Here is a 25,934-nt window from a genome sequence, read left to right on the forward strand (position 1 = left end):
TTCATAACAATATGATATAATGAATTTAAAGTAATCTTCAAGGAGAATCAAATGATTTACGAATTTTGTGCTGAAAATGTGACCTTGCTTGAAAAAGCGATGCAGGCTGGGGCTCGTCGAATCGAACTCTGTGATAATCTAGCAGTGGGAGGCACAACTCCCAGCTATGGAGTAACCAAGGCAGCGGTTGAATTGGCAGCTAACTACGATACGACCATCATGACCATGATTCGTCCACGTGGTGGCGACTTTGTCTATAATGAACTAGAAATTGCTATCATGTTAGAAGACATTCGATTGACTGCGCAGGCTGGAAGTCAAGGGGTTGTATTTGGGGCTTTAACTGCTGATAAGAAATTGGATAAGCTGAATCTTGAAAAGTTAATTGTTGCATCAAAAGGAATGGAAATTGTCTTCCACATGGCCTTTGATGAATTGAGTGATGAAGAGCAACTGGAAGCTATTGACTGGCTTAGTCAAGCTGGAGTCACTCGTATCCTAACTCGCGCTGGTGTGTCTGGCGACTCCTTAGAAAAACGCTTTGCTCACTATCACAGAATTTTGGAGCACGCTAAAGGTAAAATTGAAATTCTACCAGGTGGGGGGATTGATCTTGACAACCGTCAAATCTTTATCGACCAACTGGGCGTGACACAACTACATGGTACTAAGGTTGTCTTTTAAAAAATAGAAAGGAACTGCTGCTTAGGGTAGCAGTTTTCACTTATGTTTGAAATTTTTAAATCCTATCAGTTTAATCAAGAAAAGGCTCATGATTATGGTTTTGTAGAAAATAGTGGAGTCTGGACCTATAGTTGCCAGATTTTGCAAGGTGACTTTGTCATGACTGTGTCCATCACTGCTGATAATGTGACCTTTCAAGTCTTTGATCAGGAGACTGGTGACCTCTATCCGCAAGTTCATATGGAAAGCATGAGGGGAAGTTTTGTCGGAAATGTCCGTGAGGCTTGTCTGGAGATTCTTTACCAGATTCGGAAGGCTTGTTTTGAGGTACAGTATTTTATCTGCCCTCAGACTAAGCGAATCATGACTCAAGTTCAGGAAAAGTATGATAATCAGTTGGAGTATTTGTGGGAGAAATCGCCTGATACGGCAGTGTTAAGACACGAAGGCAATAAAAAGTGGTATGCCGTCCTGATGAAAATCTCTTGGGATAAGCTGGAAAAGGGCAGAGAAGGACAGGTGGAAGCAGTCAACCTCAAGCATGACCAAGTAGCTGATTTGCTTTCACACAAGGGCATTTATCCAGCTTTTCATATGAATAAACGTTACTGGATTAGTGTGGCGCTTGATGATACTTTATCGGATGAAGAAGTGTTAGAATTGATAGAAAAAAGTTGGAACTTAATCACTAAAAAATGAAACATTTCAAGATTTTTCAAGAACTTTCAATTAGCAAAATATTCTCTACTGAAGAAATTTTCAGAAAATATTGGATTTTTTCTTGACAAGTACTTTTGCCTATGCTAAAATACTAAACAAGATATCAAACGAAGGAGAAAGTCAAACATGAAAACAGCTAAGTTTAATCAATTTGCTTTGTTGTTGAGGTACTCGGGCTAGTGCAAAAAGCATTAGTCCTGTTTGGCTTACCAAGCGGGAGTAAATCAACATCTCGCTTGGATTTCTAAGCGAGATGTTTTTTTAAAACCATATTTGGAAAAGGGGAAATCTTATGAGAACAGTTGAATTTCTAGATACCAGCCTTCGGGATGGAGAACAGACACCTGGTGTTAATTTTTCAATCAAGGAAAAAATAGCCATTGCAAGACAGTTGGAGAAATGGGGCATTTCAGCAATTGAAGCTGGTTTTCCAGCGGCTAGCCCAGACTCATTTACGGCAGTGCAGGAGATTGCTAAGACCTTGAAGAAAACAGCGGTGACTGGTTTGGCCCGCTCTGTCAAGTCTGATATTGATGCTTGTTACGAGGCTCTCAAGGACGCTAAGTATCCACAGGTTCACGTCTTTATCGCTACCAGTCCGATTCACCGAAAGTATAAGCTCAATAAGAGTAAGGAAGAAATTTTGGAGGCTATTGAGGAACATGTTTCTTATGCCCGTTCTAAGTTCGAGATTGTCGAGTTCTCTCCTGAGGATGCGACTCGAACAGAGTTGGATTTTCTCTTGCAAGTTGTTCAAACAGCGGTTGATGCTGGGGCGACTTATATCAATATCCCTGACACGGTAGGATTTACCACTCCAGAGGAATATGGCGCTATCTTCAAATACTTGATTGAAAATGTCAAGACGGATCGTCAGATTATCTATTCACCTCACTGTCATGATGACCTCGGAATGGCAGTTGCTAATAGCCTTGCTGCTGTTAAGAATGGGGCGGGCCGTGTCGAAGGAACTATCAACGGCATTGGGGAGCGAGCTGGTAATGCTGCTTTGGAAGAAATTGCAGTTGCTCTCAATATTCGCCAAGATTACTACCAAGCAGTAACCAGTATTGTCCTAAATGAAACCATCAATACTTCTGAAATGGTTTCTCGATTCTCTGGTATTCCAGTTCCTAAAAATAAGGCAGTCGTTGGTGGTAATGCCTTCTCTCACGAGTCCGGTATTCACCAAGATGGAGTTCTTAAAAATCCTCTCACTTATGAGATCATCACCCCTGAATTGGTTGGTGTTAAGAGTAATAGTCTTCCGCTTGGAAAATTGTCAGGTCGCCATGCCTTCGTTGAGAAACTGAGAGAATTGGCCCTAGATTTTACAGAAGAGGATATCAAACCACTTTTTGCTAAGTTCAAGGCGCTGGCTGATAAAAAGCAAGAAATCACAGATGCAGATATTCGAGCTTTGGTAGCTGGAACCATGGTTGAAAATCCAGAAGGCTTCCACTTTGATGATTTACAACTTCAAACTCATGCAGATAATGACATTGAAGCACTCGTTAGCCTAGCCAATATGGATGGTGAGAAAGTTGATTTCAATGCGTCAGGGCAAGGTTCTGTTGAAGCAATCTTTAACGCTATCGATAAGTTCTTTAACCAATCCGTCCGCTTGGTGTCCTATACTATTGACGCTGTGACAGATGGAATTGATGCCCAAGCTCGGGTTTTGGTCACTGTTGAAAACAGAGATACAGAAACCATCTTTAATGCAGCAGGGCTTGATTTCGATGTACTGAAAGCATCTGCTATTGCCTACATCAATGCTAATACCTTTGTTCAAAAAGAGAATGCTGGTGATATGGGACGCAGCGTTTCTTACCGCGATATGCCTAGTGTGTAAAGGAGAATGCTATGACAAAGAAAATAGTAGTTCTGGCAGGGGATGGAATCGGCCCAGAAATCATGGATGCTGGGTTAGAGGTTCTGGAAGCTATAGCTAAAAAAACAGGCTTTGACTATGAAATAGACAAACGACCTTTTGGAGGTGCAGGAATTGATGCAGCAGGCCATCCTTTACCTAGTGAAACCCTCAAAGCATGTAGAGAAGCAGATGCCATTCTCCTAGCGGCTATCGGTAGTCCTCAGTATGATGGAGTAGAGGTCCGGCCCGAACAAGGCTTGCTGGCTCTCCGTAAGGAACTAAATCTCTATGCTAATATTCGCCCTGTTAAGATTTTTGAGAGTCTCAAGCATTTGTCACCACTAAAACCAGAACGAATTGCTGGTGTAGACTTTGTTGTGGTACGGGAGTTGACAGGTGGGATTTATTTTGGGGATCATATTCTTGAAGAAAGAAAAGCGCGTGATATCAACGACTATAGCTATGAGGAAGTGGAGCGGATTATTCGCAAAGCCTTTGAAATCGCAAGAAGTCGGAGAAAAATCCTTACCAGTATTGATAAGCAAAATGTGTTGGCAACATCAAAACTCTGGAGGAAAGTAGCTGAGGAAGTCGCGCAGGATTTCCCAGATGTAAGCTTGGAGCACCAGCTGGTGGACTCAGCTGCCATGCTTATGATTACCAATCCTGCTAAGTTTGATGTCATCGTGACGGAGAATCTTTTCGGAGATATCTTATCTGATGAATCAAGCGTTCTATCTGGCACACTTGGAGTTATGCCATCAGCCAGTCATTCTGAAAATGGACCAAGCCTTTATGAACCCATTCACGGTTCAGCGCCTGATATTGCAGGTCAAGGAATTGCCAATCCTATTTCCATGATTTTATCAGTGGCCATGATGTTGAGAGATAGTTTTGGTCGTTATGAGGATGCAGAGTGTATCGAGCATGCTGTTGAGGCAAGTTTGGCATCTGGAATTTTAACGAGAGATTTAGGAGGACAGGCTTCAACAAAGGAAATGACGGAAGCTATTATTGCAAGGTTATGAAGTTAGACGAAAAAATTACTCTAGTCCTTTTGATTTGGAATGTCATGATTTTCTTGATTTATGGCATTGACAAATCCAAGGCAAGGAGAAAAGCTTGGCGCATCCCTGAGAAAATCTTACTCATTTTAGCATTTACTTGTGGTGGTTTTGGAGCTTGGTTAGCAGGAATTACTTTTCACCACAAGACTCGAAAATGGTACTTTAAAACGGTTTGGTTTCTTGGGATGGTGTCCACACTAGTAGCCTTATATTTTATTTGGAGGTAATGGATGGCAGGAAAATCGATTTTTGATAAATTATGGGACCGTCATGTCATCACAGGAGAAGAGGGGCAGCCCCAACTCATGTATGTGGACCAGCATTATATTCATGAAGTGACCAGTCCTCAGGCTTTTCAAGGATTGCGAAATGCAGGTCGTAGATTGAGACGACCAGACTTGACATTTGGAACCTTTGACCACAATGTCCCGACGGTCAATATCTACGATATTCGAGATGTGATTTCTAAGGCTCAAATTGATAAGCTGGCTGAAAATGTTGAGGAGTTTGGGATTGAACATGCGGCTCACGGTTCTGAAAAACAGGGAATCGTGCACATGGTTGGTCCAGAAACAGGACGGACTCAACCAGGAAAATTCATCGTCTGTGGAGACAGCCATACGGCGACCCACGGAGCTTTCGGAGCAATCGCCTTTGGAATTGGGACCAGTGAAGTTGAGCATGTTTTTGCTACCCAAACCCTCTGGCAAGTCAAACCCAAGAAAATGTTGGTAGAATTCACTGGTGTTCCTCAAAAGGGAGTTTATTCCAAGGATTATATTCTCGCCTTGATTGCCAAGTACGGTGTTGCTTGCGGTGTTGGCTATGTGGTGGAATATCGGGGACAAGCTATTGATGCACTGAGCATGGAAGAGCGCATGACCATCTGCAATATGTCCATCGAGTTTGGCTCTAAGATGGGGATTATGAATCCGGATCAGAGCACCTATGACTATCTCAAGGGACGGGAATGTGTTCCAGGGGATTTTGAAGAGGCTGTGGCGGATTGGAAAACAATTGTCAGCGATGATGATGCCGTTTACGATAAGATTATCCGGATGGATGTCTCTGACCTAGCTCCCATGGTAACCTGGGGAACCAACCCTGCTATGGGCGTTGACTTTGACAGTAGCTTCCCAGAAATTAAGGATATGAATGATGAGCGAGCCTACAATTATATGGATTTGGAACCAGGTCAAAAGCCAGCAGATATTGAATTAGGCTATATCTTTATTGGCTCATGTACCAATGCTCGACTCAGCGACCTACAACTGGCTGCTCGGTTTGTCAAAGGGAAGAAAATTGCTCCCAACTTAACGGCTATTGTAGTCCCAGGCTCTCGTCCTGTCAAACGAGCTGCTGAGAAGTTGGGCTTGGATAAGGTTTTCTTAGATGCTGGCTTTGAGTGGCGAGACCCAGGTTGCTCTATGTGCCTGGGGATGAATCCGGACAAGGTTCCTGATGGGGTTCACTGTGCCTCAACCAGTAACCGCAACTTTGAAGACAGACAAGGATTTGGTGCTAAAACCCATCTCTGCAGTCCAGCTATGGCAGCTGCGGCAGCTATTGCAGGGCGTTTCGTAGATGTTCGGCAAATGCCAGAGGCCCAGTAAGGAGAGGATATGGAGAAATTTACAGTTTATACGGGAACGACCGTTCCTCTTATGAATGATAATATCGACACCGACCAAATACTCCCCAAGCAGTTTCTCAAGTTAATTGATAAAAAAGGCTTTGGCAAGTACCTCATGTATGCTTGGCGTTATCTGGACGATAACTACACTGAGGACCCAGACTTTGTCTTTAACCGACCTGAATATCGTAAAGCTAGTATTCTCATCTCGGGGGATAACTTTGGTGCGGGGTCTTCGAGGGAACACGCAGCTTGGGCTCTAGCCGACTATGGTTTTAAGGTCGTGATTGCAGGATCTTTTGGGGACATTCATTACAATAATGAACTCAATAATGGCATGTTGCCCATTGTTCAGCCTAGGGAGGTTCGAGAGAAACTAGCCCAGCTTAAACCAACCGATCAGGTAACTGTGGACTTGGAACAACAAAAAATCATCTCACCAGTTGGAGAATTCACTTTTGAAATTGATAGCGAATGGAAACACAAACTCTTAAATGGTTTGGATGATATCGGTATTACTTTGCAGTATGAAGATTTGATTGCTGCCTATGAAAAACAACGACCGGCCTACTGGCAGGAATAGAAGAAAAATAGAAAAGGAAATATAGAACTATGACAAAACACATTCAATGGAACGGAACACTTTCACAAGAAGGCTATGACATTTTAAAAGGTGAGGGCGGATGTATCGTTTGCCCTACAAAAGTTGGTTACATTATCATGACTAGCGATAAAGCAGGACTTGAACGCAAGTTTGAAGCTAAAGAACGTAACCGTAACAAACCAGGTGTTGTACTTTGTGGTAGCATGGACGAGCTACGCGCTTTAGCACAACTCAACCCAGAAATTGAAGCCTTCTACCAAAAACATTGGGACGAAGACATTCTTCTAGGTTGTATCCTTCCATGGAAACCAGAAGCTTTTGAAAAACTTAAAGCATACGGTGATGGTCGTGAAGAACTCATGACAGACGTTCGTGGTACTAGCTGTTTTGTCATCAAGTTTGGTAAAGCTGGTGAACAGTTGGCTGCCAAACTTTGGGAAGAAGGCAAGATGGTTTATGCCTCATCAGCTAACCCATCTGGAAAAGGAAACCGTGGTAAGGTAGAAGGTATCGGAGAACGTATCGAAGGAGCAGTAGATCTTGTTATTGAAGCAGACGACTATGTGGCATCTATCCAGCCTGACAAAACCATTGAAACTCGCTACGAGCAAGGCGTGATGGTCTCTATGGTCGATAAAGACGGCAAACTCATCCCAGAACAAGGAGGAGCACGCTCAACTTCACCAGCTCCAGTTGTGATTCGCAAAGGACTTGACATTGATAAAATCATGATGCACTTGTCAGATACCTTTAACTCATGGGACTACCGCCAAGGTGAGTATTATTAGAATGTAGAAGAAGTGGGGAGAAAATAATCTCTCCTCTTTCTTTTGTTTTTAACACAAGTAAAAACCGAACAATATATTTTAATTTATTAAATTATTTGACAAAAACTGTACTTTGGTTTATAATAAATTAAGGAAACGTCGGAAAAGGCGTAGTGATGCGAGAGCATAGGTAGGTCATTACAAAAGAAACGAGACATCGATATGTTAAATGAATTTCCAATTTTTGATTACGAAGATATTCAATTGATTCCAAATAAATGTGTCATTAAAAGCCGTGCAGAAGCGGATACAAGTGTCACTCTAGGAAATCACATCTTTAAACTACCTGTTGTGCCAGCTAATATGCAGACGATTTTGGATGAAAATGTAGCAGAGCAACTAGCTAAAGGTGGTTACTTCTACATTATGCACCGTTTTGATGAGGCAGGACGCATTCCTTTTATTAAACGCATGCACGATCAAGGGCTCATTGCTTCTATATCTGTCGGTGTTAAAGACTATGAGTATGATTTTGTTAGCCAGCTCAAGGCTGACGCTCCGGAATATATCACGATTGACATTGCTCATGGTCATGCGGATAGCGTGATTTCTATGATTAAACATATTAAGAAAGAATTGCCAGATACTTTTGTTATTGCTGGAAATGTAGGAACACCAGAAGCGGTGCGTGAATTGGAAAATGCTGGTGCGGATGCTACTAAGGTTGGTATCGGTCCTGGTAAGGTTTGTATCACCAAGGTTAAGACTGGTTTTGGTACAGGTGGTTGGCAGTTGGCTGCTCTACGCTGGTGTGCTAAGGCTGCTCGTAAACCGATTATCGCTGATGGAGGAATTCGTACTCACGGCGATATTGCCAAGTCTATCCGTTTCGGTGCCAGCATGGTCATGATTGGTTCCCTCTTTGCAGGACACATCGAAAGTCCAGGGAAAACGATTGAAGTCGATGGTGAACAGTTCAAAGAATATTACGGTTCAGCCTCGCAATATCAAAAAGGTGCTTACAAAAATGTGGAAGGCAAACGTATCTTGCTTCCTGCAAAAGGCCATCTACAAGACACTTTAACTGAGATGGAACAAGACCTTCAAAGTGCTATCTCCTATGCAGGTGGACGTCAGGTTGCTGACCTTAAACACGTTGATTATGTTATCGTGAAAAACTCTATCTGGAATGGGGATGCTTCCCACTAAGACGGGCTATATGGCCAGAAAAAAACTTGTTATTAGAGCAAATTTCTGTTATAATAAAACAAGTTTCCACCCTTAGTGTAATGGATATCACGTAAGATTCCGGTTCTTGAGATGGGGGTTCGATTCCCTCAGGGTGGATGTAAACATTCTAAAAAAGCCTTTAATAGGGCTTTTTTCTTTATCTTTCCCCAAGTTTAACCCAAAAACTGAAAATCTCATTTTAAAGAATGCTCAAATGCTTTCCAGTCCCATTTTAAAGTGACTCAGGGGGCTTTTTTTGATATAATAAAAAGGACTGTTATCAGTTAGAAAGAGGTTGGTATGAAAGAATTACAAACTGTACTTAAAAACCATTTTGCAATCGAATTTGCAGACAAAAATTTACTGGAAACTGCCTTTACTCATACGAGTTATGCCAATGAGCACCGCCTCTTAAAAATTTCACACAATGAACGCTTGGAATTTTTAGGAGACGCTGTTCTACAGTTATTGATTTCAGAATATCTGTATAAAAAATATCCTAAAAAACCTGAGGGTGACTTGTCTAAACTCCGTGCCATGATTGTCCGTGAGGAGAGTTTGGCTGGTTTTGCGCGTGATTGCCAGTTTGATCAGTTTATCAAACTTGGTAAAGGGGAAGAAAAATCTGGTGGACGCAATCGTGATACCATTCTTGGTGATGCCTTTGAAGCCTTTCTTGGTGCCCTCCTTTTGGACAAGGATGTGGCCAAGGTCAAGGAATTTATCTATCAAGTCATGATTCCTAAGGTTGAAGCAGGCGAGTTTGAGATGATTACAGACTACAAAACCCATCTCCAAGAGTTACTTCAGGTCAATGGAGATGTGGCTATTCGTTATCAGGTGATTTCTGAAACGGGTCCTGCTCACGATAAGGTCTTTGATGTAGAAGTTCTGGTTGAAGGCAAGAGCATTGGTCAAGGTCAAGGTCGTTCGAAAAAATTGGCAGAGCAGGAAGCTGCTAAAAATGCCGTTGAGAAAGGGCTGGATTCATGTATTTAAAGGAAATCGAAATTCAGGGATTCAAGTCTTTTGCTGACAAGACTAAAGTCGTCTTTGACCAAGGGGTTACGGCAGTTGTGGGTCCAAATGGATCAGGAAAGTCGAATATTACAGAAAGTCTGCGTTGGGCCTTGGGGGAGTCTAGTGTCAAGAGTCTCCGTGGTGGCAAGATGCCAGATGTCATCTTTGCTGGAACAGAAAGTCGCAAACCGCTCAATTATGCTTCTGTAGTTGTGACTTTGGATAATAATGACGGATTTATCAAGGATGCAGGCCAAGAAATCAGGGTAGAACGCCATATCTATCGTAGTGGAGATAGCGAATACAAGATTGACGGCAAGAAAGTCCGTCTGCGTGATATTCATGATCTTTTCTTGGATACAGGTTTGGGACGAGATTCTTTTTCTATCATTTCCCAAGGGAAGGTTGAGGAGATTTTCAACTCCAAGCCTGAAGAACGCAGAGCTATTTTTGAAGAAGCTGCAGGAGTTTTAAAATACAAGACTCGTCGAAAAGAAACTGAGAGTAAACTACAACAAACTCAGGATAATTTAGACCGCTTAGAGGACATTATCTACGAGTTGGATAATCAAATCAAGCCTCTTGAGAAGCAAGCTGAAAATGCTCGTAAGTTTCTGGATTTGGAAGGTCAACGTAAGGCTATTTACTTGGATGTTTTAGTTGCTCAAATCAAGGAAAATAAGGCTGAACTAGAGTTGACAGAAGAAGAGTTGGCTCAGGTTCAAGAACTCTTGACTAGCTACTACCAAAAGCGTGAAAAATTAGAAGAAGAAAATCAAACTCTTAAAAAGCAACGCCAAGATTTACAGGCTGAAATGGCCAAAGACCAAGTCAGTTTGATGGATTTGACCAGTCTGATTAGTGATTTAGAGAGAAAATTAGCCCTATCGAAACTGGAATCTGAGCAAGTAGCTCTGAATCAACAGGAAGCACAAGCTCGTTTGGCTGCTTTGGAGGATAAGAGAAATTCACTCAGCAAAGAAAAATCTGATAAGGAAAGCTCTTTAGCTCTCTTAGAAGAAAATCTAGTCCAAAATAATCAAAAACTTAATCGTTTAGAAGCTGAGTTGCTGGCTTTTTCAGATGATCCTGATCAGATGATTGAGCTATTACGTGAACGCTTTGTGGCGCTTTTACAAGAAGAAGCGGATGTCTCAAACCAGTTGACCCGTATCGAAAACGAGTTGGAAAATAGCCGTCAGCTTACTCAAAAACAAGCAGATCAACTAGAAAAGCTGAAAGAACAGCTGGCATCAGCTAAAGAGAAGGCTAGTCAGCAAGAGGCTGAGCTTGAAACTGCCAAGGAGCAGGTTCAAAAATTATTAGCAGACTATCAAGTCTGTGCTAAGGAACAAGAGGAGCAGAAATCTTCCTATCAAGCTCAACAAAGTCAACTCTTTGACCGTCTGGACAGTCTTAAAAACAAGCAGGCCAGAGCTCAAAGTTTGGAAAATATCCTGAGAAATCATAGTAACTTTTATGCAGGTGTTAAGAGTATTCTCCAAGAAAAAGCCCGCCTTGGTGGGATTATTGGTGCAGTCAGTGAGCACCTGACCTTTGATGTGCATTATCAAACTGCCCTGGAGATTGCCTTAGGGGCAAGTAGCCAACATATTATCGTAGAAGATGAACATGCGGCGACTAAGGCTATTGATTTCCTCAAACGCAACAGAGCCGGTCGTGCAACCTTTCTTCCTTTGACAACGATCAAGGCGCGTACGATTTCTAGTCAGAACCAAGATGCTATCGCTGCAAGTCCAGGTTTCCTTGGTATGGCAGATGAGCTGGTTACTTTCGATAATAGGTTAGAAGCTATTTTCAAGAATTTGCTAGCTACGACAGCTATCTTTGATACCGTAGAACATGCGCGTGCAGCCGCGCACCAAGTTCGTTATCAGGTTCGTATGGTCACTTTGGATGGCACAGAGTTGCGTACAGGAGGTTCCTATGCGGGTGGTGCCAATCGCCAAAATAACAGTATTTTTATCAAGCCAGAGCTGGAACAATTGCAAAAAGAAATTACTGAAGAAGAAGCAAGCTTACGTTCAGAAGAGTTGAGTTTGAAGACCTTGCAAGATGAGATGGCTAGATTGACAGAAAGATTAGAGGCCATCAAATCTCAGGGGGAGCAGGCTCGTATTCAGGAGCAGGGCTTGTCCCTCGCTTATCAGCAGACTTGTCAACAAGTCGAAGAATTAGAAACTCTTTGGAAACTTCAAGAAGAGGAATTAAATCGTCTTACCGAGGGTGATTGGCAAGCAGATAAGGAAAAATGCCAAGAGCGCCTTGCTACAATCGCAAGTGACAAGCAAAATCTGGAAGCTGAGATTGAAGAGATTAAGTCCAACAAAAACGCCATCCAAGAACGTTATCAAAACTTGCAGGAAGAGGTAGCGCAAGCTCGCTTGCTTAAGACTGAACTGCAAGGACAAAAGCGTTATGAAGTAGCTGATATTGAGCGTTTAGGCAAGGAATTGGATAATCTGAATATCGAGCAAGAGGAAATCCAGCGCCTTCTTCAAGAAAAGGTTGACAATCTTGAGAAAGTTGATACAGAATTGCTCAGTCAACAGGCCGAAGAAGCCAAAAATCAGAAACTAAACCTCCAACAAGGATTGATTCGCAAGCAGTTTGAGTTGGATGATATTGAAGGTCAATTGGATGATATTGCTAGTCATTTGGATCAGGCTCGCCAGCAGAATGAAGAGTGGATTCGCAAGCAAACACGTGCTGAAGCTAAGAAAGAAAAGGTCAGCGAGCGCTTGCGCCATTTACAAAGTCAATTAACAGACCAGTATCAGATTAGCTATACAGAAGCTATTGAAAAGGCACATGAACTTGAAAACCTCAATTTGGCAGAGCAAGAGGTTAAAGACTTAGAGAAGGCTATTCGCTCACTAGGTCCTGTTAACTTGGAAGCTATTGACCAGTACGAAGAAGTTCACAATCGTCTGGATTTCCTAAATAGCCAACGTGATGACATTTTATCAGCGAAAAACTTGCTGCTTGAAACCATTACAGAGATGAATGATGAGGTCAAGGAACGCTTTAAATCAACCTTTGAAGCTATTCGTGAGTCCTTTAAAGTGACCTTCAAGCAGATGTTTGGTGGAGGTCAGGCGGACCTCATTTTGACTGAGGGAGACTTGCTGACAGCTGGGGTTGAGATTTCTGTTCAACCACCAGGTAAGAAAATCCAATCACTCAACCTCATGAGTGGTGGTGAAAAAGCTCTATCGGCTCTTGCTTTGCTTTTCTCCATTATCCGTGTCAAGACTATTCCGTTTGTCATCTTGGATGAGGTAGAGGCTGCGCTTGACGAAGCCAATGTTAAACGTTTTGGGGATTACCTCAACCGCTTTGACAAGGACAGCCAGTTTATCGTCGTAACCCACCGTAAGGGAACCATGGCAGCGGCTGATTCCATCTATGGAGTGACTATGCAAGAATCAGGTGTCTCAAAAATTGTTTCGGTGAAGTTAAAAGATTTGGAAGAAACAGTAGACTAGTTACCAAACGATAGCATCTCTTAGGGGATGCTATTTTTTTAAATTAACATCTTGAATGATTTTTTAAGGTCAGTTCAGGGGCAAAAAACGACATTTGGGCTTTCCTTTTAGCGAAAAGGCTTTCTCTATGATATAATAGTTTCATGATTACAACAGTACCTATAAAAAATGAAAAAGATATCGCAGTACCTGATAAAACAGTTCTTGTATTAGGCTATTTTGATGGTATTCATAAGGGACATCAGAAGCTTTTTGAAGTAGCTAGCAAGGCTTCGATGAAAGATTATCTTCCAGTTGTCGTGATGACCTTTACAGAGTCCCCTAAGCTTGCATTACAGCCTTATAAGCCAGAATTAATGCTTCATATTGTCAGCCATGAAGAACGAGAACATAAGATGAAGTGGCATGGAGTAGAGGCTCTTTTCTTACTTGACTTTAGTAGTAAATTTGCTAGTTTAACGGGTCAAGAGTTCTTTGATACCTATGTTAGAGCATTAAAACCAGCGATTATTGTAGCAGGATTTGATTACACGTTTGGTTCTGATAAGAAAACTGCAGATGATTTGAAAGACTATTTTGATGGAGAAATCATCATTGTTCCGCCCGTTGAGGATGAAAAGGGGAAAATTAGTTCTACTCGTATTCGTCAAGCTATTCTTGATGGAGATGTCAGAGAAGCTGGTCATTTACTTGGCACTCCTCTACCATCACGTGGAATGGTTGTTCATGGCAATGCTCGTGGACGGACTATTGGTTATCCAACAGCAAACTTAGTTTTACGAGACCGAACCTATATGCCAGCAGATGGTGTTTACGTAGTCGATATTGAAGTGCAGCGTAAAAGATATCGTGGAATGGCGAGTGTCGGGAAAAATGTTACTTTTGATGGAGAAGAGCCACGTTTTGAAGTTAATATTTTTGATTTTTCAGACGACATTTACGGTGAAACAGTTATTGTCTACTGGTTAGACCGTGTCCGTGAAATGGTCAAATTTGATTCCGTTGAAGAACTGGTAGACCAACTCCAGAAGGATGAAGAAATTGCTCGGAATTGGAAGGATGGAGAGTAGAATTTTTAAAAAGTGAACCATATTTTGTGTTTGCTTTTTTTATTTTTGGAAGAAATTCTTATAGATATAAACCTAATTGAAGCTTTGTTCGAAATCTGTTAAAATAGGGATATTAATAACTTTAAAAAATAAAGAAAAGAGATTATATGATTACAGGTGAATTAAAAAATAAAATTGATCAGTTGTGGGAAATGCTTTGGACTGAAGGTAACGCAAATCCTCTAACAAATATTGAACAATTGACTTATCTTCTGTTTATGAAGGATTTGGATAGTGTTGAACTTGGACGCGAAAGCGATGCTGAGTTTCTAGGGATTCCTTATGAGGGAATTTTTCCAAAAGACAAACCTGAATACCGTTGGTCGACCTTTAAAAACATTGGAGATGCTCAGGAAGTCTATCGTTTAATGACTCAGGAGATTTTTCCATTTATTAAAAATCTTAAGGGAGATACTGACGATACAGCTTTTTCACGTTATATGCGTGAAGCTATCTTTCAAATAAATAAACCTGCTACACTACAAAAGGTGATTTCTATATTAGATGAATTTCCAACTAGAGGTTCAGATTTAAACTTTGATAGTGACACACAGGGGATTAATGATATTGGCGATATCTATGAATATCTGCTATCAAAATTGTCAACCGCTGGTAAAAATGGACAATTTCGTACACCTCGGCACATCATCGATATGATGGTTGAGTTGATGCAACCAACTATCAAAGATATCATCTCAGATCCTGCTATGGGGTCTGCTGGTTTCTTAGTCTCTGCTAGCCGTTACTTAAAGCATAAGAGAGATGAATGGGAAACCAATCCAGATAATATCAACCATTTTCATAACAATATGTTTCATGGAAATGATACGGATACAACTATGCTTAGACTTGGTGCAATGAACATGATGCTGCATGGAGTGGAAAATCCACAAATTAGTTATCTCGACTCACTATCTCAAGATAATGAAGAAGCAGATAAATACACTTTGGTTTTAGCAAATCCTCCATTTAAAGGGTCACTTGATTACGATTCAACTTCAAATGATCTCCTTGCTACTGTAAAAACAAAAAAGACAGAATTGCTTTTCCTTGCCCTTTTCTTGCGTACCTTGAAACCAGGGGGACGTGCAGCGGTTATTGTACCTGACGGTGTCCTCTTCGGTTCTTCTAAAGCCCATAAAGGAATTCGTGAGGAAATTGTTGAGAATCATAAGTTAGATGCAGTAATCTCAATGCCAAGTGGTGTTTTCAAGCCTTATGCAGGGGTTTCAACTGCTATCCTAATCTTCACTAAGACTGGAAATGGTGGGACGGATAAGGTTTGGTTTTACGATATGAAAGCAGACGGTCTGAGTTTAGATGATAAACGTCAGCCTATCAGCGATAATGATATCCCAGATATTATTCAACGTTTCCATCAACTTGAAAAAGAAGCAGAACGTCAGAGAACGGACCAGTCTTTCTTTGTTCCAGTAGATGAGATAAAGGATAATGATTATGATTTATCTATCAATAAATACAAAGAAATCGAGTATGAAAAAGTTGAGTATGAACCAACAGAAGTCATTTTAAAGAAAATCAATGATCTAGAAAAAGAAATTCAAGCTGGCTTAGCAGAGTTAGAAGAATTACTCAAGTAGGGAGATGAATATATGAAAAAAGTGAAGTTGGGGGAAGTGGTAACTCTCAAAAAAGGTAAGAAAGCCACTATACTTAATGAACAAACGATTCTAAGTCAACGTTATATTCAAATAGATGATTTGAGAAATGACAATAATCTAAAATTTACTGAAAGTTTAAATATGACTGAAGCATTTCTAGATGATGTTCTGATAGCTTGGGATGGTGCTAATGCAGGAACAATTGGTTATGGACTATCGGGAGCTGTCGGTAGTACTATTATGGTCTTAAAAAAGAATGAACAATACAAAGACGAGATTATATCAGAATATTTGGGAGTTTTTTTGGAAAGTAAATCGCAGTATTTACGGTATCATTCAACAGGTGCAACAATTCCACATTTAAATAAAAATATATTACTTGATCTAAAATTAGAATTATTACGTATCGAAGAACAAGAGAACATTATCTGTATTCTTAATATAATTAAAAAACTTATTACTAAAAGAAAATGTCAATTAGAAGAGCTAAACTTGCTCGTCAAATCCCGATATTTCGAGGAGGTGGTTGCATGAAAAAAGTGAAATTGGGTGAAATTTGTGAAGTACAAGCAGGAGGAACTCCTTCAAGAAATAAGAAAGAATTTTGGGTTCAAGGTAATATACCTTGGGTAAAAATAAAAGATATAAACTCAAAATACATTTCTAAAGTTGAAGAACATATTACAGAATTAGGGTTGCAGTTTTCCTCCGCAAAATTATTTTCAAGAGGTACGATACTGTATACTATTTTTGCTACTATTGGTGAGGTAGCTATATTAGATATTGATGCTGCAACAAATCAGGCTATAGCAGGTTTACATTTAAAATCTGAAAAAGTATTAAAAGAATATCTTTATTTTTTCCTTCTTTCTATTAAAAATAGAGTAAAAAATGATAGTAGAGGTGTGGCTCAGAATAATATTAATTTAACTTACTTAAAAAATATAGAGGTCCCTATTGTTGAAAATAGCATTCAGCAAGAAATTTGTAATAATTTAACTAAAATAAATCAAATAATTACTCTACGTAATCAGCAACTCATAGAACTCTCAAACCTTGTAAAATCCCGATTTAACGAGATGTTTGGGGATATATTTGATACAACATTTCCAATATACCGTTTAGAAGAATTGTGTGAATTTATAAAGGATGGTACACATCAAACTCCACAATATACAGATGATAGAACGAATGGGTTTAAATTTTTATCATCTAAAGATGTTACATCTGGTAAAATTTCTTGGGAAAATATAAAGTATATTACCGAATCTTTACATAATGAGTTATATTCAAAAATATCGCCGCGAAGAAATGATATTCTACTTGCTAAAAATGGAACTACAGGAATAGCAGCACTAGTGGATTGTGATGAGATTTTTGATATTTATGTTAGTTTAGCTATTTTGCGATTTTACGATGGAAATAATCCTACTTATCTTTTATATGCAATTAATTCAGACGCTACAAAATGGCAATTTGAATCAAAGCTAAAAGGAGTTGGTGTACCTAATTTACACTTAAGAGAAATTAGGAAGACAAAAATCCCCCTCCCCCCTCTTTCTCTCCAAAATGAATTCGCGGACTTTGTGGCTCAGGTCGACAAATCACAATTGGCAATTCAAAAATCACTAGAAGAACTTGAAACTTTGAAGAAATCTCTTATGCAGGAGTATTTTGGCTGATATTCTGTCATTGTAATTACGGTAATTATTTGTTATAATACTTCAAAGGAGGAAATCAGATGGTCGTAAAAACAAGAAAACAAGGAAATTCAATCACCATTACCATTCCAAGTGAATTTAATATTCCAAGTGGTGTTAAATACGAAGCGAAATTGTTACCAAGTGGTGAAATTATCTTTACTCCCGAAGAGTCTGGACATCAGATTTCTTATGTTTCTGATGATGACTTTGACTTGAAACTGGATACAATTTTTGATGAATATGATGAAGTTTTCAAAGCTTTGGTGGAAAAATGACAGTCTATCTAACAGAAAAGCAAATTGAAAAAATCAATGCTTTAGCAATTCAACGATATTCTCCAAATGAGCAAGTTCAAACAGTTAGTCCTTCAGCATTAAATATGATTGTGAACTTACCAGAACAATTTGTTTTTGGTAAACCTCTTTATCCAACAATTTTTGATAAAGCAACGATACTATTTGTCCAATTGATAAAGAAGCATGTTTTTGCTAATGCTAATAAACGAACTGCCTTCTTCGTTTTGGTCAAATTTCTACAATTAAATGGCTATCTTTTTTCTGTAACTGTTGAAGAAGCGGTTGATATGTGTGTGACTATAGCGGTAGAAGCTTTAACTGATGAAAAAATGATAAGCTACTCTAAATGGGTTTCTCAGCATTCTGTCAGAGGAAAGGTCGAAAAGTAAGCTAGTTTGTTAGATTTGAATGAGTATTAGAAAATAAATGAACAGACAATATTAGAATTCTGAAATGCAGAAACTGATATTGTCTCTTTTTATTGATGAGTAATAATGAAAGTGAGAATTTATGGAATCAAAAGTTACAATTATCATACAAGAAATGTTACCACTTTTAAACAATGAACAATTACTAGCATTGCGAGAAAGTTTAGAACGACATCTAGTGGATGGAAAAAAGAAGCAAAAGCATTCGAATAATAATCTGTTGCAACTATTCATAACTGCTAAGCAGGTGGAGGGCTGTAGCGTAAAAACAATACGTTATTATCAGAGAACAATTGAAAATTTGTTTCATCATATTAAGGAGTCTGTGACACAACTGACAACAGATGATTTGAGAAGTTATCTAGCAAATTATCAGTCTGAAAAGGATTGTAGTAAGGCGAATTTGGACAATATTCGGCGTATATTGTCCTCTTTTTTTGCTTGGCTTGAGCAAGAGGAATACATTATCAAGAACCCTATTCGAAGGATTAAAAAAATTAAGACAGAACAAACTGTGAAAGAAACTTATACGGATGAACATCTGGAAATTATGAGGGATAACTGTGAAAATTTAAGAGATTTGGCAATGATTGACTTACTAGCTTCAACAGGAATGCGCGTGGGTGAACTTGTACAACTGAATCGCTCAGATATTGATTTTGAAAACAGAGAGTGTGTTGTTTTTGGAAAAGGGAAAAAGGAGAGACCAGTGTATTTTGATGCTCGTACAAAAATTCATTTAAGAAACTATCTCAATAATAGAAAAGATAGTCATCCTGCTCTTTTTGTAACTCTAGTCGGAAAAGCCCAGAGACTTGGGATTGCCGGTGTCGAGATTCGATTGAGAAAGTTAGGACAAAAACTTGGAATACAAAAGGTCCACCCTCATAAATTTAGAAGAACACTAGCAACAAAGGCAATTGATAAGGGAATGCCTATCGAACAAGTCCAAAAACTGCTAGGTCACAGCAAAATTGACACAACCTTAGCCTATGCTATGGTCAACCAAAGTAATGTCAAACATTCCCATCAGAAATTCATCTCTTAAATGCAAATCCCGATATTTCGAGGAGGTGGTTGCGTGAAGAAAGTGAAGTTGGATAAACTTGGAAAAATTATTACAGGAAATACACCTAGTAAAAAAATATTAGAATTTTATGATAGCAATGATATCCCTTTTATAAAACCAGATGACTTTAAAACTATAGATGAAATTTCGTCATCAAAAGGGAATAAAAATTATATATCTGAGAATGCACGAAACAATGCAAGAATAGTCCCTCAAAATTCGGTATTAGTAACTTGTATAGGTGTAATTGGAAAAGTTATGATTTCTGAATCTGAATTATCATTTAATCAACAAATTAATGCAATTGTTCCGAATGAATTAATTTTATCTAAATATTTAGCATATTTATTGCTATACAATAAATCTAAATTAGATTTTATTTCCAATGCGCCCGTTGTACCAATCATCAATAAAACTCAATTTTCGGAGTTTGAAGTTACGTTTCATGAAAATATTGATGTTCAAGAAATGATTATACAAAAGTTAGAGAATTTAGATAATCAGATTTTAAAAAGAAGGCATCAATCTAAATTACTCTCAAACCTTGTAAAATCCCGATTTAACGAGATGTTTGGTGATGTTATTCTTAATGACAAAGAATGGAAAATTAGCAAATGGAACGAGATTCTTACTATAAGAAATGGTAAAAATCAAAAGAATGTTGAAGATAAAAACGGACAATTCCCTATTTATGGAAGTGGCGGAATTATAGGATATGCTAAAGATTGGATTGTGAAAAAAAATTCGGTAATTATTGGACGTAAAGGAAATATAAATAAACCGATTTTAGTAAGAGAAAACTTTTGGAATGTAGATACAGCGTTTGGTTTAGAACCTACTTTAGAAAAAATAAACTCAGAATATTTATTTTATTTCTGTCAATTATACAATTTTGAAAAGTTAAATAAAGCTGTAACGATACCTAGCTTAACCAAATCAGATTTATTAGATATTTCCCTCCCCCTCCCCCCTCTCACTCTCCAAAACGAATTCGCAGACTTTGTGGCTCAGGTCGACAAATCACAATTTGCTTGTCAGATAGTTATAAAACTGTGGAGAAATAGCTTGAAATCTAGTATAATATAGCTATCTATTTATTCAAAGTGAGAGAAGAATGGGAAATTTTGATTTTCTTTTAAATAACGAAGAGTATAAATCTTTTTCAAAGCCCTGTATAGAAGCTGAAAGTATGATTGCGACATCCACTGTAGCGACAGCTTTCATGGCTCGCCGTGCCTTGGAGCAGGCTGTTCATTGGATTTATAGTCATGATTCCTATTTAGAAGCCCCTTATCGTGCTACCTTATCTTCATTAGTGTGGGATGATGACTTTAGAGAAATCGTAGATTCAGAACTTCATAGTCAAATGGTTCTCTTGATACGTTGGGGTAATCATGCTGCTCATGGCGGCGAGATTAAGGAACGAGAAGCTATTTTGGCTTTGCATCATTTGTATCAGTTTGTTAATTTTATTGATTACTGCTACAGTAACGAGTTTGTGGAACGTTTTTTTGACGAGAAGTTATTGCCAATTTCAGAGAGTGTCAAGAAAAGAGAAACACCACAAGCCATGGTGGAACTGCAAGACAGTTTACCTGTTATGCCTGACTTTCATGAACAAATGGCTGTACAGTCCTTGGAAGTTCAAGAAAATTATACAGAAAAACGTGAAACTGCTGCTCAACGGCAAGAGGTTTCTTTTCATATCGATCAGTTATCTGAGGATGAGACGAGAAAACTCTTTATTGACATTGATTTACGCTTAGCAGGCTGGACATTTGAAGAAAATTGTCGAGTTGAAGTCGCTGTTAATGGACTGAAACACGGATCGGGAACAGGTTATTGTGATTATGTACTTTATGGTAAAAATGGAAAGATCTTAGCAATTATTGAAGCCAAAAAGGCTGCAGTTAATCCAGAAGTCGGTGAAGTACAAGTTAAGGAATATGCTAATGCGCTAGAGGAAAAAATAGGTTATCAACCGATTTGTTTTATTACAAATGGCCTCAAGCACTACATTCTTGATGGTGTAAATCGTCGCCAGGTCGCAGGATTCTATTCTCAAGAAGAATTGCAATTATTGATGGACAGACGACATTTGCAAAAACCACTTGAGGATATTTCTAGTAAAATCAGAGACGATATCTCTGGACGATATTACCAGAAACATGCGATTGCAAGTGTTTGTGAGGCTTTTTCTAACAATCGAAGGCAAGCTCTTTTGGTAATGGCAACTGGTTCTGGGAAAACTCGAACAGCAGTCTCTCTTGTTGATATCCTATCACGTCACAATTGGGTCAAAAATGTTCTCTTTCTAGCTGACCGAACATCTCTTGTAAAACAAGCCTATGATTCATTTAGGAAACTACTTCCAGATCTTTCGGTTTGTAACTTTTTAGAGGATAAAGCTGGAGCACGATTAAGTCGTATGGTGTTTTCTACTTATCCGACCATGATTGGAGCTATTAGTGATCAGGAAGAAGTCATTCAACGCCCTTTTACTGTTGGTCATTTTGATCTTATCATTATTGACGAGTCCCACCGCTCTATTTATCAAAAATACAAGACCATTTTTGATTATTTTGATGCTAGAATCGTAGGCTTAACGGCTACACCTCGTCAGGACCTTGATAAAAACACTTATGGATTTTTTAACTTGGAAAATGGTGTTCCTACCTATGCTTATGATCTTGAAAAGGCTGTTGAGGATGGCTACTTGGTATCCTATCATTCGATTGAAACAAAGTTAGAATTACCTACAGATGGGCTTCATTACGATGATCTATCCCAAGAAGATAAAGAATATTTTGATAGCCAATTTGAAGATGATAGTCTAGAAAAAGACATTGATGCTGGAGCTTTTAATTCCTTTATTTTTAATAAAGGTACAGTAGAGATTGTTCTAGATGAACTAATGACGAGAGGGATTCAGACGGCTTCGGGTGATGAGATTGGAAAAACTATCATCTTTGCCAAGAATCATCACCATGCGGAATATATTAGACAGATTTTTAATAAACGATATCCTGAAAAGGGGAGCGACTATGCTCAGGTGATTGATTATAGTATTAAACATTATCAGACCTTGATTGATGATTTTAAAATTAAGGAGAAATATCCTCAAATTGCAATTTCAGTTGACATGCTGGATACAGGTATTGATGTCCCAGAGGTTGTCAATTTAGTCTTTTTCAAGAAAGTTCGCTCAAAAACAAAATTTTGGCAGATGATTGGTCGTGGAACGCGTCTCTGTAAAGATTTGTTTGGACCTGATCAGAATAAGGAAAACTTCTTGGTATTTGATTATGGTGACAACTTTGAATATTTCAAAGCAGATCCGAGAGAAGGAAATGGACGTCATATTGTTCCCTTAACACAGCGTTTGTTTAATATCAAGGTGGACTTGATTCGTGAACTGCAAGACTTTCACTATCAAGAGGATCCATTTGCAAGAGAGTATCGTCAGCAACTCATCTCAGAACTTCATAGTCATGTAGAGGGCTTGAATGAGTTAGACTTTAGAGTTCGTATGGTCGTAGATATGGTTTATACCTATAAGAAATTAGAAAATTGGCAAAATCTTACAACGATTTCATGTGAAAATCTTCATACTCATATATCTCCTCTCATGTTTGATGAAGATAAAGAAAATGAAATGGCGAGACGATTTGATTTATGGATGTTAGAAATTCAAGTAGGACAACTAACCTCTAAGCCATCACGGACTCATATATCTCAAGTTATGAAAACTGCTCAGGCTCTTACTTCTGTTGGCAATATCCCTCAGGTCTTTGTACAGGCTGAAATTATCAGGAAAGTGCAAGAACCTGAATTTTGGGAGGAAGTAAGCTTGTCTGAACTTGAAAAAATACGCCTTTCTCTAAGGGATTTATTGCAATTCTTAGATAAAACGAACCGAAAAGTATATTATGTCAATTTTGAAGATCGAATTCTTTCCACTGTATATGAAACCACTCCTTATTTGCAGGTAAATGATCTTCGATCCTATAACGAAAAAGTTGAGCATTATTTGAAAGCTCATTTGGATGAGGAAGCAATTTCTAAATTGTATCATAACAAGAAGTTGACTCCTCAAGATTTATTAGCATTAGAAACTCTATTATGGAAAAAATTAGGAAGTAAAACTGACTATCAGCAGCACTATGAGAACAAGGCTATTCCTAGATTGGTGCGGGAGATTATTGGTTTGAATAGAGAGGCCACTAATCAAGTGTTTTCTAAGTTCTTGTCAGATGAAAGCCTTAATGCTAAGCAAATTTCTTTTGTGAAATTGATTGTCGATTATGTCGTTGAAAATGGTTATATGGATAAGTCAATGCTGACACAAGAACCGTTTAAATCTTATGGATCCGTACAAGTACTATTTCAACATCAAATACCAGTATTGAGGAATATTGTCCAAACAATTGACTTAATCAATAATCGAGCTGAAGAAGTAGCTTGAATATAGAAAGAGAACTACCATGCAAACGCAAGAAGAAATGAATGTTCTGGTACCCGAAAAATTAGCAGAAATTGAGCGTGATTTCGATGTCACAGTTTTGTGGGCTATTGAGTCTGGTAGTCGTGCTTGGGGCTTTGAGTCTCCCGATAGTGATTTTGATGTGCGTTTCGTATACAAGCACAAGCAAGATTTTTATCTAAGCTTGAACGATCATCGAGATGTCATCGAACTACCAATTGACGATACTTGGGATGTGAGTGGCTGGGATTTGGACAAGGCTTTAAAGTTGCTTTATAAGTCAAATCCAACCCTCTTTGAGTGGTTACAGTCGCCAATCGTTTACCAGCAAGACGAAGGCTTTATTGACCGTATCCGTCCGCTTGTTAGTCAGTATTTTTCTGAGAAAAAGATGCTCCACCATTACTTGAATACTGCTAGAACTCAAATGAATAAGTATCTTTCAGGAGACAAGGTCAAACCTAAAAAATATTTCTATGCGCTGCGTCCTATTTTGGCTTGTCGCTGGATTGAAAAATATCATTCTGTTCCACCGATTTTGTTTGATGATTTGGTCAAAGAATTACTTCCTTCTCAAATGCAGGAGCATGTATCAAGGTTACTTGACATTAAGATAAACGGTCCCGAAAGTATGGAAATTGATCCGATAATGCCAATCCAGTACTACATCATCAAAAACATCAAAGAGCTGGATGCATACGTTCAAAGTGTTACCGAGGTGAAGAAAGACTGGAAAGCTCTAAATCAATTTTTTCTTGAAGAATTAGGGCATGACTGAGGTTGTTTATGGGTAAATGGACATGTAAATGCGGGCAAGCGATGAACGACCATAGGTCGCCCGATTCAAATGCTTATTCAGTATACTCGGATGAGTTGTTAGTAGAAATCATGAATAAAAAAGATGGTAATGATTCAATTTCTTATGAAGACATTTCAGAGGCGTCATTTTATATGTGGAAGTGTCCTAAATGCGGTAGTTTCATGGTTTTTGGCGAAGACGGAGATGGAGATCGCTTTACTTTTTATGAACGCCAAGAAGTTGAAAAGGTCGAGCCTCTCTTTGATCCGGATCAAGAATTAAATCTCGTTGTTGTTGAGTTTCAGGAGGGAGCAAATGGCTATACTTATATCTGCGATGACCCAAATATCCATATTGGGCATGCTGTTATTGTCCCAGTAGGAAAGGAAAATACTGAAAAAACTGCATTAGTTGTGCAGAAGTATCATGCCCTACCAAAGGATATTACTTTTCCTGTTCAAAAGTTAAAACGTGTCATTCGTAGGTATTCATATTTCGATCCAATCACTTCGAAAAACGTTTGTAGAAATTTAATTAATCTTGGAAGAATTTTTGATGCTTGCTCTAAAAACTCTAAACCTGTGCCTAAGCAAACATATTACGTTATCAAAACTCCCTTAGGCTATTTCTGGTTAGAATTAATGGGAGTCCCTATTCCAATGAAAATCACACAGATTCAAGTCAGCGATAAAAAGTACCAAGTAGCCAGCGCCCTTTATATAAAGCCTTTAGAGATTAACTGTAGAAGATTCTATGAACTGGAGTTGTGTGCTGATTTTGATATTGATGCCTCGAGATGGATCGATGTTCTCTCGGATGAAAACGTTTGGGGCAATAGCTGGGAACTAAATGGCCTTCAATTTGGTATTACTGCTGGGGAGTCTCCAGAATTTGAAGACGAAGTTGTTGCAAGAAAATATAGTCGTATTCCACTTTATTATGACTGGCACCCTGAATTTGAAGATTATTATGGATTTAGCTTAGCTTGGAAAAAATACGAGTCTGATAGCGATTTGTCAATAGATTTTTATACAACATGAGAAAGTTATAAAACATCAAAAATGACATCTTACTATAGACTATTTAATAAAAAACGAACAGGCTCTTTTTCTGTCATTCAGAAGAGAACTTGTTCGTTTTGTTTTTTATGGATTTAGTTTGCTTTTTAAAACACGCGATACACATAGGGATTTTCTGGTTTATCGACTTTGGTAAAGCTATCGATTTCCAATGTTGGGAGGTTTTGTTTGAGTTCTTTATGGTAGTGATTGACCAGTTTTCCTTTAGCCGTAATCCAGGTGTTGTTTTCATATTG

At 38.7% G+C, this 25,934-nt stretch carries 23 protein-coding genes and 1 tRNA gene; 23 read left to right on the forward strand and 1 reads right to left on the reverse strand.

Going from position 1 to position 25,934, the window contains the following annotated elements; translation table 11 throughout:
• The first annotated feature begins 51 nt into the window (after positions 1-51).
• The 23 genes from B7697_RS03795 (at position 52) to B7697_RS03905 (ending at position 25,659) form a co-directional block, all read left to right on the forward strand.
• Positions 52-684 (forward strand): copper homeostasis protein CutC, encoded by a 633-nt coding sequence (locus B7697_RS03795; protein ID WP_084950428.1) that lies wholly within the window; start codon positions 52-54, stop codon positions 682-684.
• 42 nt (positions 685-726) lie between these two features.
• A complete protein-coding gene (locus B7697_RS03800) occupies positions 727-1,383 on the forward strand; it encodes an MmcQ/YjbR family DNA-binding protein (protein WP_084950429.1) in 657 nt (218 codons plus the stop codon).
• A gap of 313 nt (positions 1,384-1,696) precedes the next feature.
• Complete coding sequence (locus B7697_RS03805; RefSeq protein WP_084950431.1) at positions 1,697-3,259, forward strand: 2-isopropylmalate synthase; 1,563 nt, start codon at positions 1,697-1,699, stop codon at positions 3,257-3,259.
• A gap of 11 nt (positions 3,260-3,270) precedes the next feature.
• Complete coding sequence (gene leuB / locus B7697_RS03810; protein WP_084950433.1) at positions 3,271-4,308, forward strand: 3-isopropylmalate dehydrogenase; 1,038 nt, start codon at positions 3,271-3,273, stop codon at positions 4,306-4,308.
• Entirely contained in the window at positions 4,305-4,574 is a 270-nt protein-coding gene (locus B7697_RS03815) for a DUF1294 domain-containing protein (protein WP_084950434.1), read from the forward strand. Before leuB ends, B7697_RS03815 begins: the two co-directional genes overlap by 4 nt.
• 3 nt (positions 4,575-4,577) lie before the next feature.
• Positions 4,578-5,960, forward strand: a complete 1,383-nt coding sequence (leuC, locus tag B7697_RS03820) for a 3-isopropylmalate dehydratase large subunit (protein WP_084950436.1) — start codon at positions 4,578-4,580, stop codon at positions 5,958-5,960.
• Between the two features lie 9 nt (positions 5,961-5,969).
• Complete coding sequence (gene leuD / locus B7697_RS03825) at positions 5,970-6,563, forward strand: 3-isopropylmalate dehydratase small subunit (protein ID WP_000410641.1); 594 nt, start codon at positions 5,970-5,972, stop codon at positions 6,561-6,563.
• Between the two features lie 29 nt (positions 6,564-6,592).
• Positions 6,593-7,372 (forward strand): L-threonylcarbamoyladenylate synthase, encoded by a 780-nt coding sequence (locus B7697_RS03830; protein WP_000160505.1) that lies wholly within the window; start codon positions 6,593-6,595, stop codon positions 7,370-7,372.
• Positions 7,373-7,573: 201 nt separating this feature from the next.
• Positions 7,574-8,560: a GMP reductase gene (locus B7697_RS03835; protein WP_084950437.1), complete on the forward strand. Its 987-nt coding sequence runs from the start codon at positions 7,574-7,576 to the stop codon at positions 8,558-8,560.
• A 66-nt stretch (positions 8,561-8,626) separates the two neighbouring features.
• Positions 8,627-8,698 (forward strand) — tRNA-Arg (locus B7697_RS03840).
• Positions 8,699-8,881: 183 nt separating this feature from the next.
• Positions 8,882-9,580, forward strand: a complete 699-nt coding sequence (gene rnc, locus B7697_RS03845; protein WP_000661487.1) for a ribonuclease III — start codon at positions 8,882-8,884, stop codon at positions 9,578-9,580.
• Positions 9,571-13,110: a chromosome segregation protein SMC gene (gene smc / locus B7697_RS03850; protein ID WP_084950439.1), complete on the forward strand. Its 3,540-nt coding sequence runs from the start codon at positions 9,571-9,573 to the stop codon at positions 13,108-13,110. The genes rnc and smc overlap by 10 nt, the downstream gene beginning before the upstream one ends.
• 143 nt (positions 13,111-13,253) lie before the next feature.
• Positions 13,254-14,180 carry a bifunctional riboflavin kinase/FAD synthetase gene (locus tag B7697_RS03855; protein WP_084950440.1) on the forward strand — a complete coding sequence of 309 codons (927 nt, stop codon included), beginning with the start codon at positions 13,254-13,256 and terminating at the stop codon, positions 14,178-14,180.
• Between the two features lie 146 nt (positions 14,181-14,326).
• The gene (locus B7697_RS03860; protein WP_084950442.1) at positions 14,327-15,820 is read left to right on the forward strand and encodes a type I restriction-modification system subunit M; all 1,494 of its coding nucleotides are present in this window, start codon (positions 14,327-14,329) and stop codon (positions 15,818-15,820) included.
• A gap of 12 nt (positions 15,821-15,832) precedes the next feature.
• On the forward strand, positions 15,833-16,375 hold the full coding sequence (locus tag B7697_RS03865) for a restriction endonuclease subunit S (protein ID WP_084950443.1): 543 nt from the start codon (positions 15,833-15,835) through the stop codon (positions 16,373-16,375).
• Positions 16,372-17,523 (forward strand): restriction endonuclease subunit S, encoded by a 1,152-nt coding sequence (locus tag B7697_RS03870; protein ID WP_158086284.1) that lies wholly within the window; start codon positions 16,372-16,374, stop codon positions 17,521-17,523. Before B7697_RS03865 ends, B7697_RS03870 begins: the two co-directional genes overlap by 4 nt.
• Before the next feature lie 59 nt (positions 17,524-17,582).
• Complete coding sequence (locus tag B7697_RS03875) at positions 17,583-17,819, forward strand: AbrB/MazE/SpoVT family DNA-binding domain-containing protein (RefSeq protein WP_045611797.1); 237 nt, start codon at positions 17,583-17,585, stop codon at positions 17,817-17,819.
• Entirely contained in the window at positions 17,816-18,229 is a 414-nt protein-coding gene (locus B7697_RS03880) for a type II toxin-antitoxin system death-on-curing family toxin (protein WP_084950445.1), read from the forward strand. Before B7697_RS03875 ends, B7697_RS03880 begins: the two co-directional genes overlap by 4 nt.
• Before the next feature lie 121 nt (positions 18,230-18,350).
• Positions 18,351-19,316, forward strand: coding sequence for a site-specific tyrosine recombinase/integron integrase (gene xerA, locus B7697_RS03885; RefSeq protein ID WP_084950446.1), 966 nt, complete (start codon positions 18,351-18,353; stop codon positions 19,314-19,316).
• 33 nt (positions 19,317-19,349) lie between these two features.
• The gene (locus tag B7697_RS03890; RefSeq protein WP_239822289.1) at positions 19,350-20,423 is read left to right on the forward strand and encodes a restriction endonuclease subunit S; all 1,074 of its coding nucleotides are present in this window, start codon (positions 19,350-19,352) and stop codon (positions 20,421-20,423) included.
• A gap of 28 nt (positions 20,424-20,451) precedes the next feature.
• Entirely contained in the window at positions 20,452-23,802 is a 3,351-nt protein-coding gene (locus B7697_RS03895; RefSeq protein ID WP_061589783.1) for a DEAD/DEAH box helicase family protein, read from the forward strand.
• 19 nt (positions 23,803-23,821) lie between these two features.
• Complete coding sequence (locus tag B7697_RS03900) at positions 23,822-24,598, forward strand: nucleotidyltransferase domain-containing protein (RefSeq protein WP_061589782.1); 777 nt, start codon at positions 23,822-23,824, stop codon at positions 24,596-24,598.
• A gap of 8 nt (positions 24,599-24,606) precedes the next feature.
• Complete coding sequence (locus B7697_RS03905) at positions 24,607-25,659, forward strand: hypothetical protein (protein ID WP_084950448.1); 1,053 nt, start codon at positions 24,607-24,609, stop codon at positions 25,657-25,659.
• A gap of 125 nt (positions 25,660-25,784) precedes the next feature.
• Here B7697_RS03905 and B7697_RS03910 read toward each other — a convergent pair.
• Positions 25,785-25,934, reverse strand: a 150-nt coding sequence (locus B7697_RS03910) for a TIGR03943 family putative permease subunit (protein WP_474104082.1), incomplete at its 5' end; no start/stop codon positions are given.

The sequence above is a fragment of the Streptococcus mitis genome (assembly GCF_002096895.1).
In the GTDB taxonomy this organism is placed as follows: domain Bacteria; phylum Bacillota; class Bacilli; order Lactobacillales; family Streptococcaceae; genus Streptococcus; species Streptococcus mitis_AH.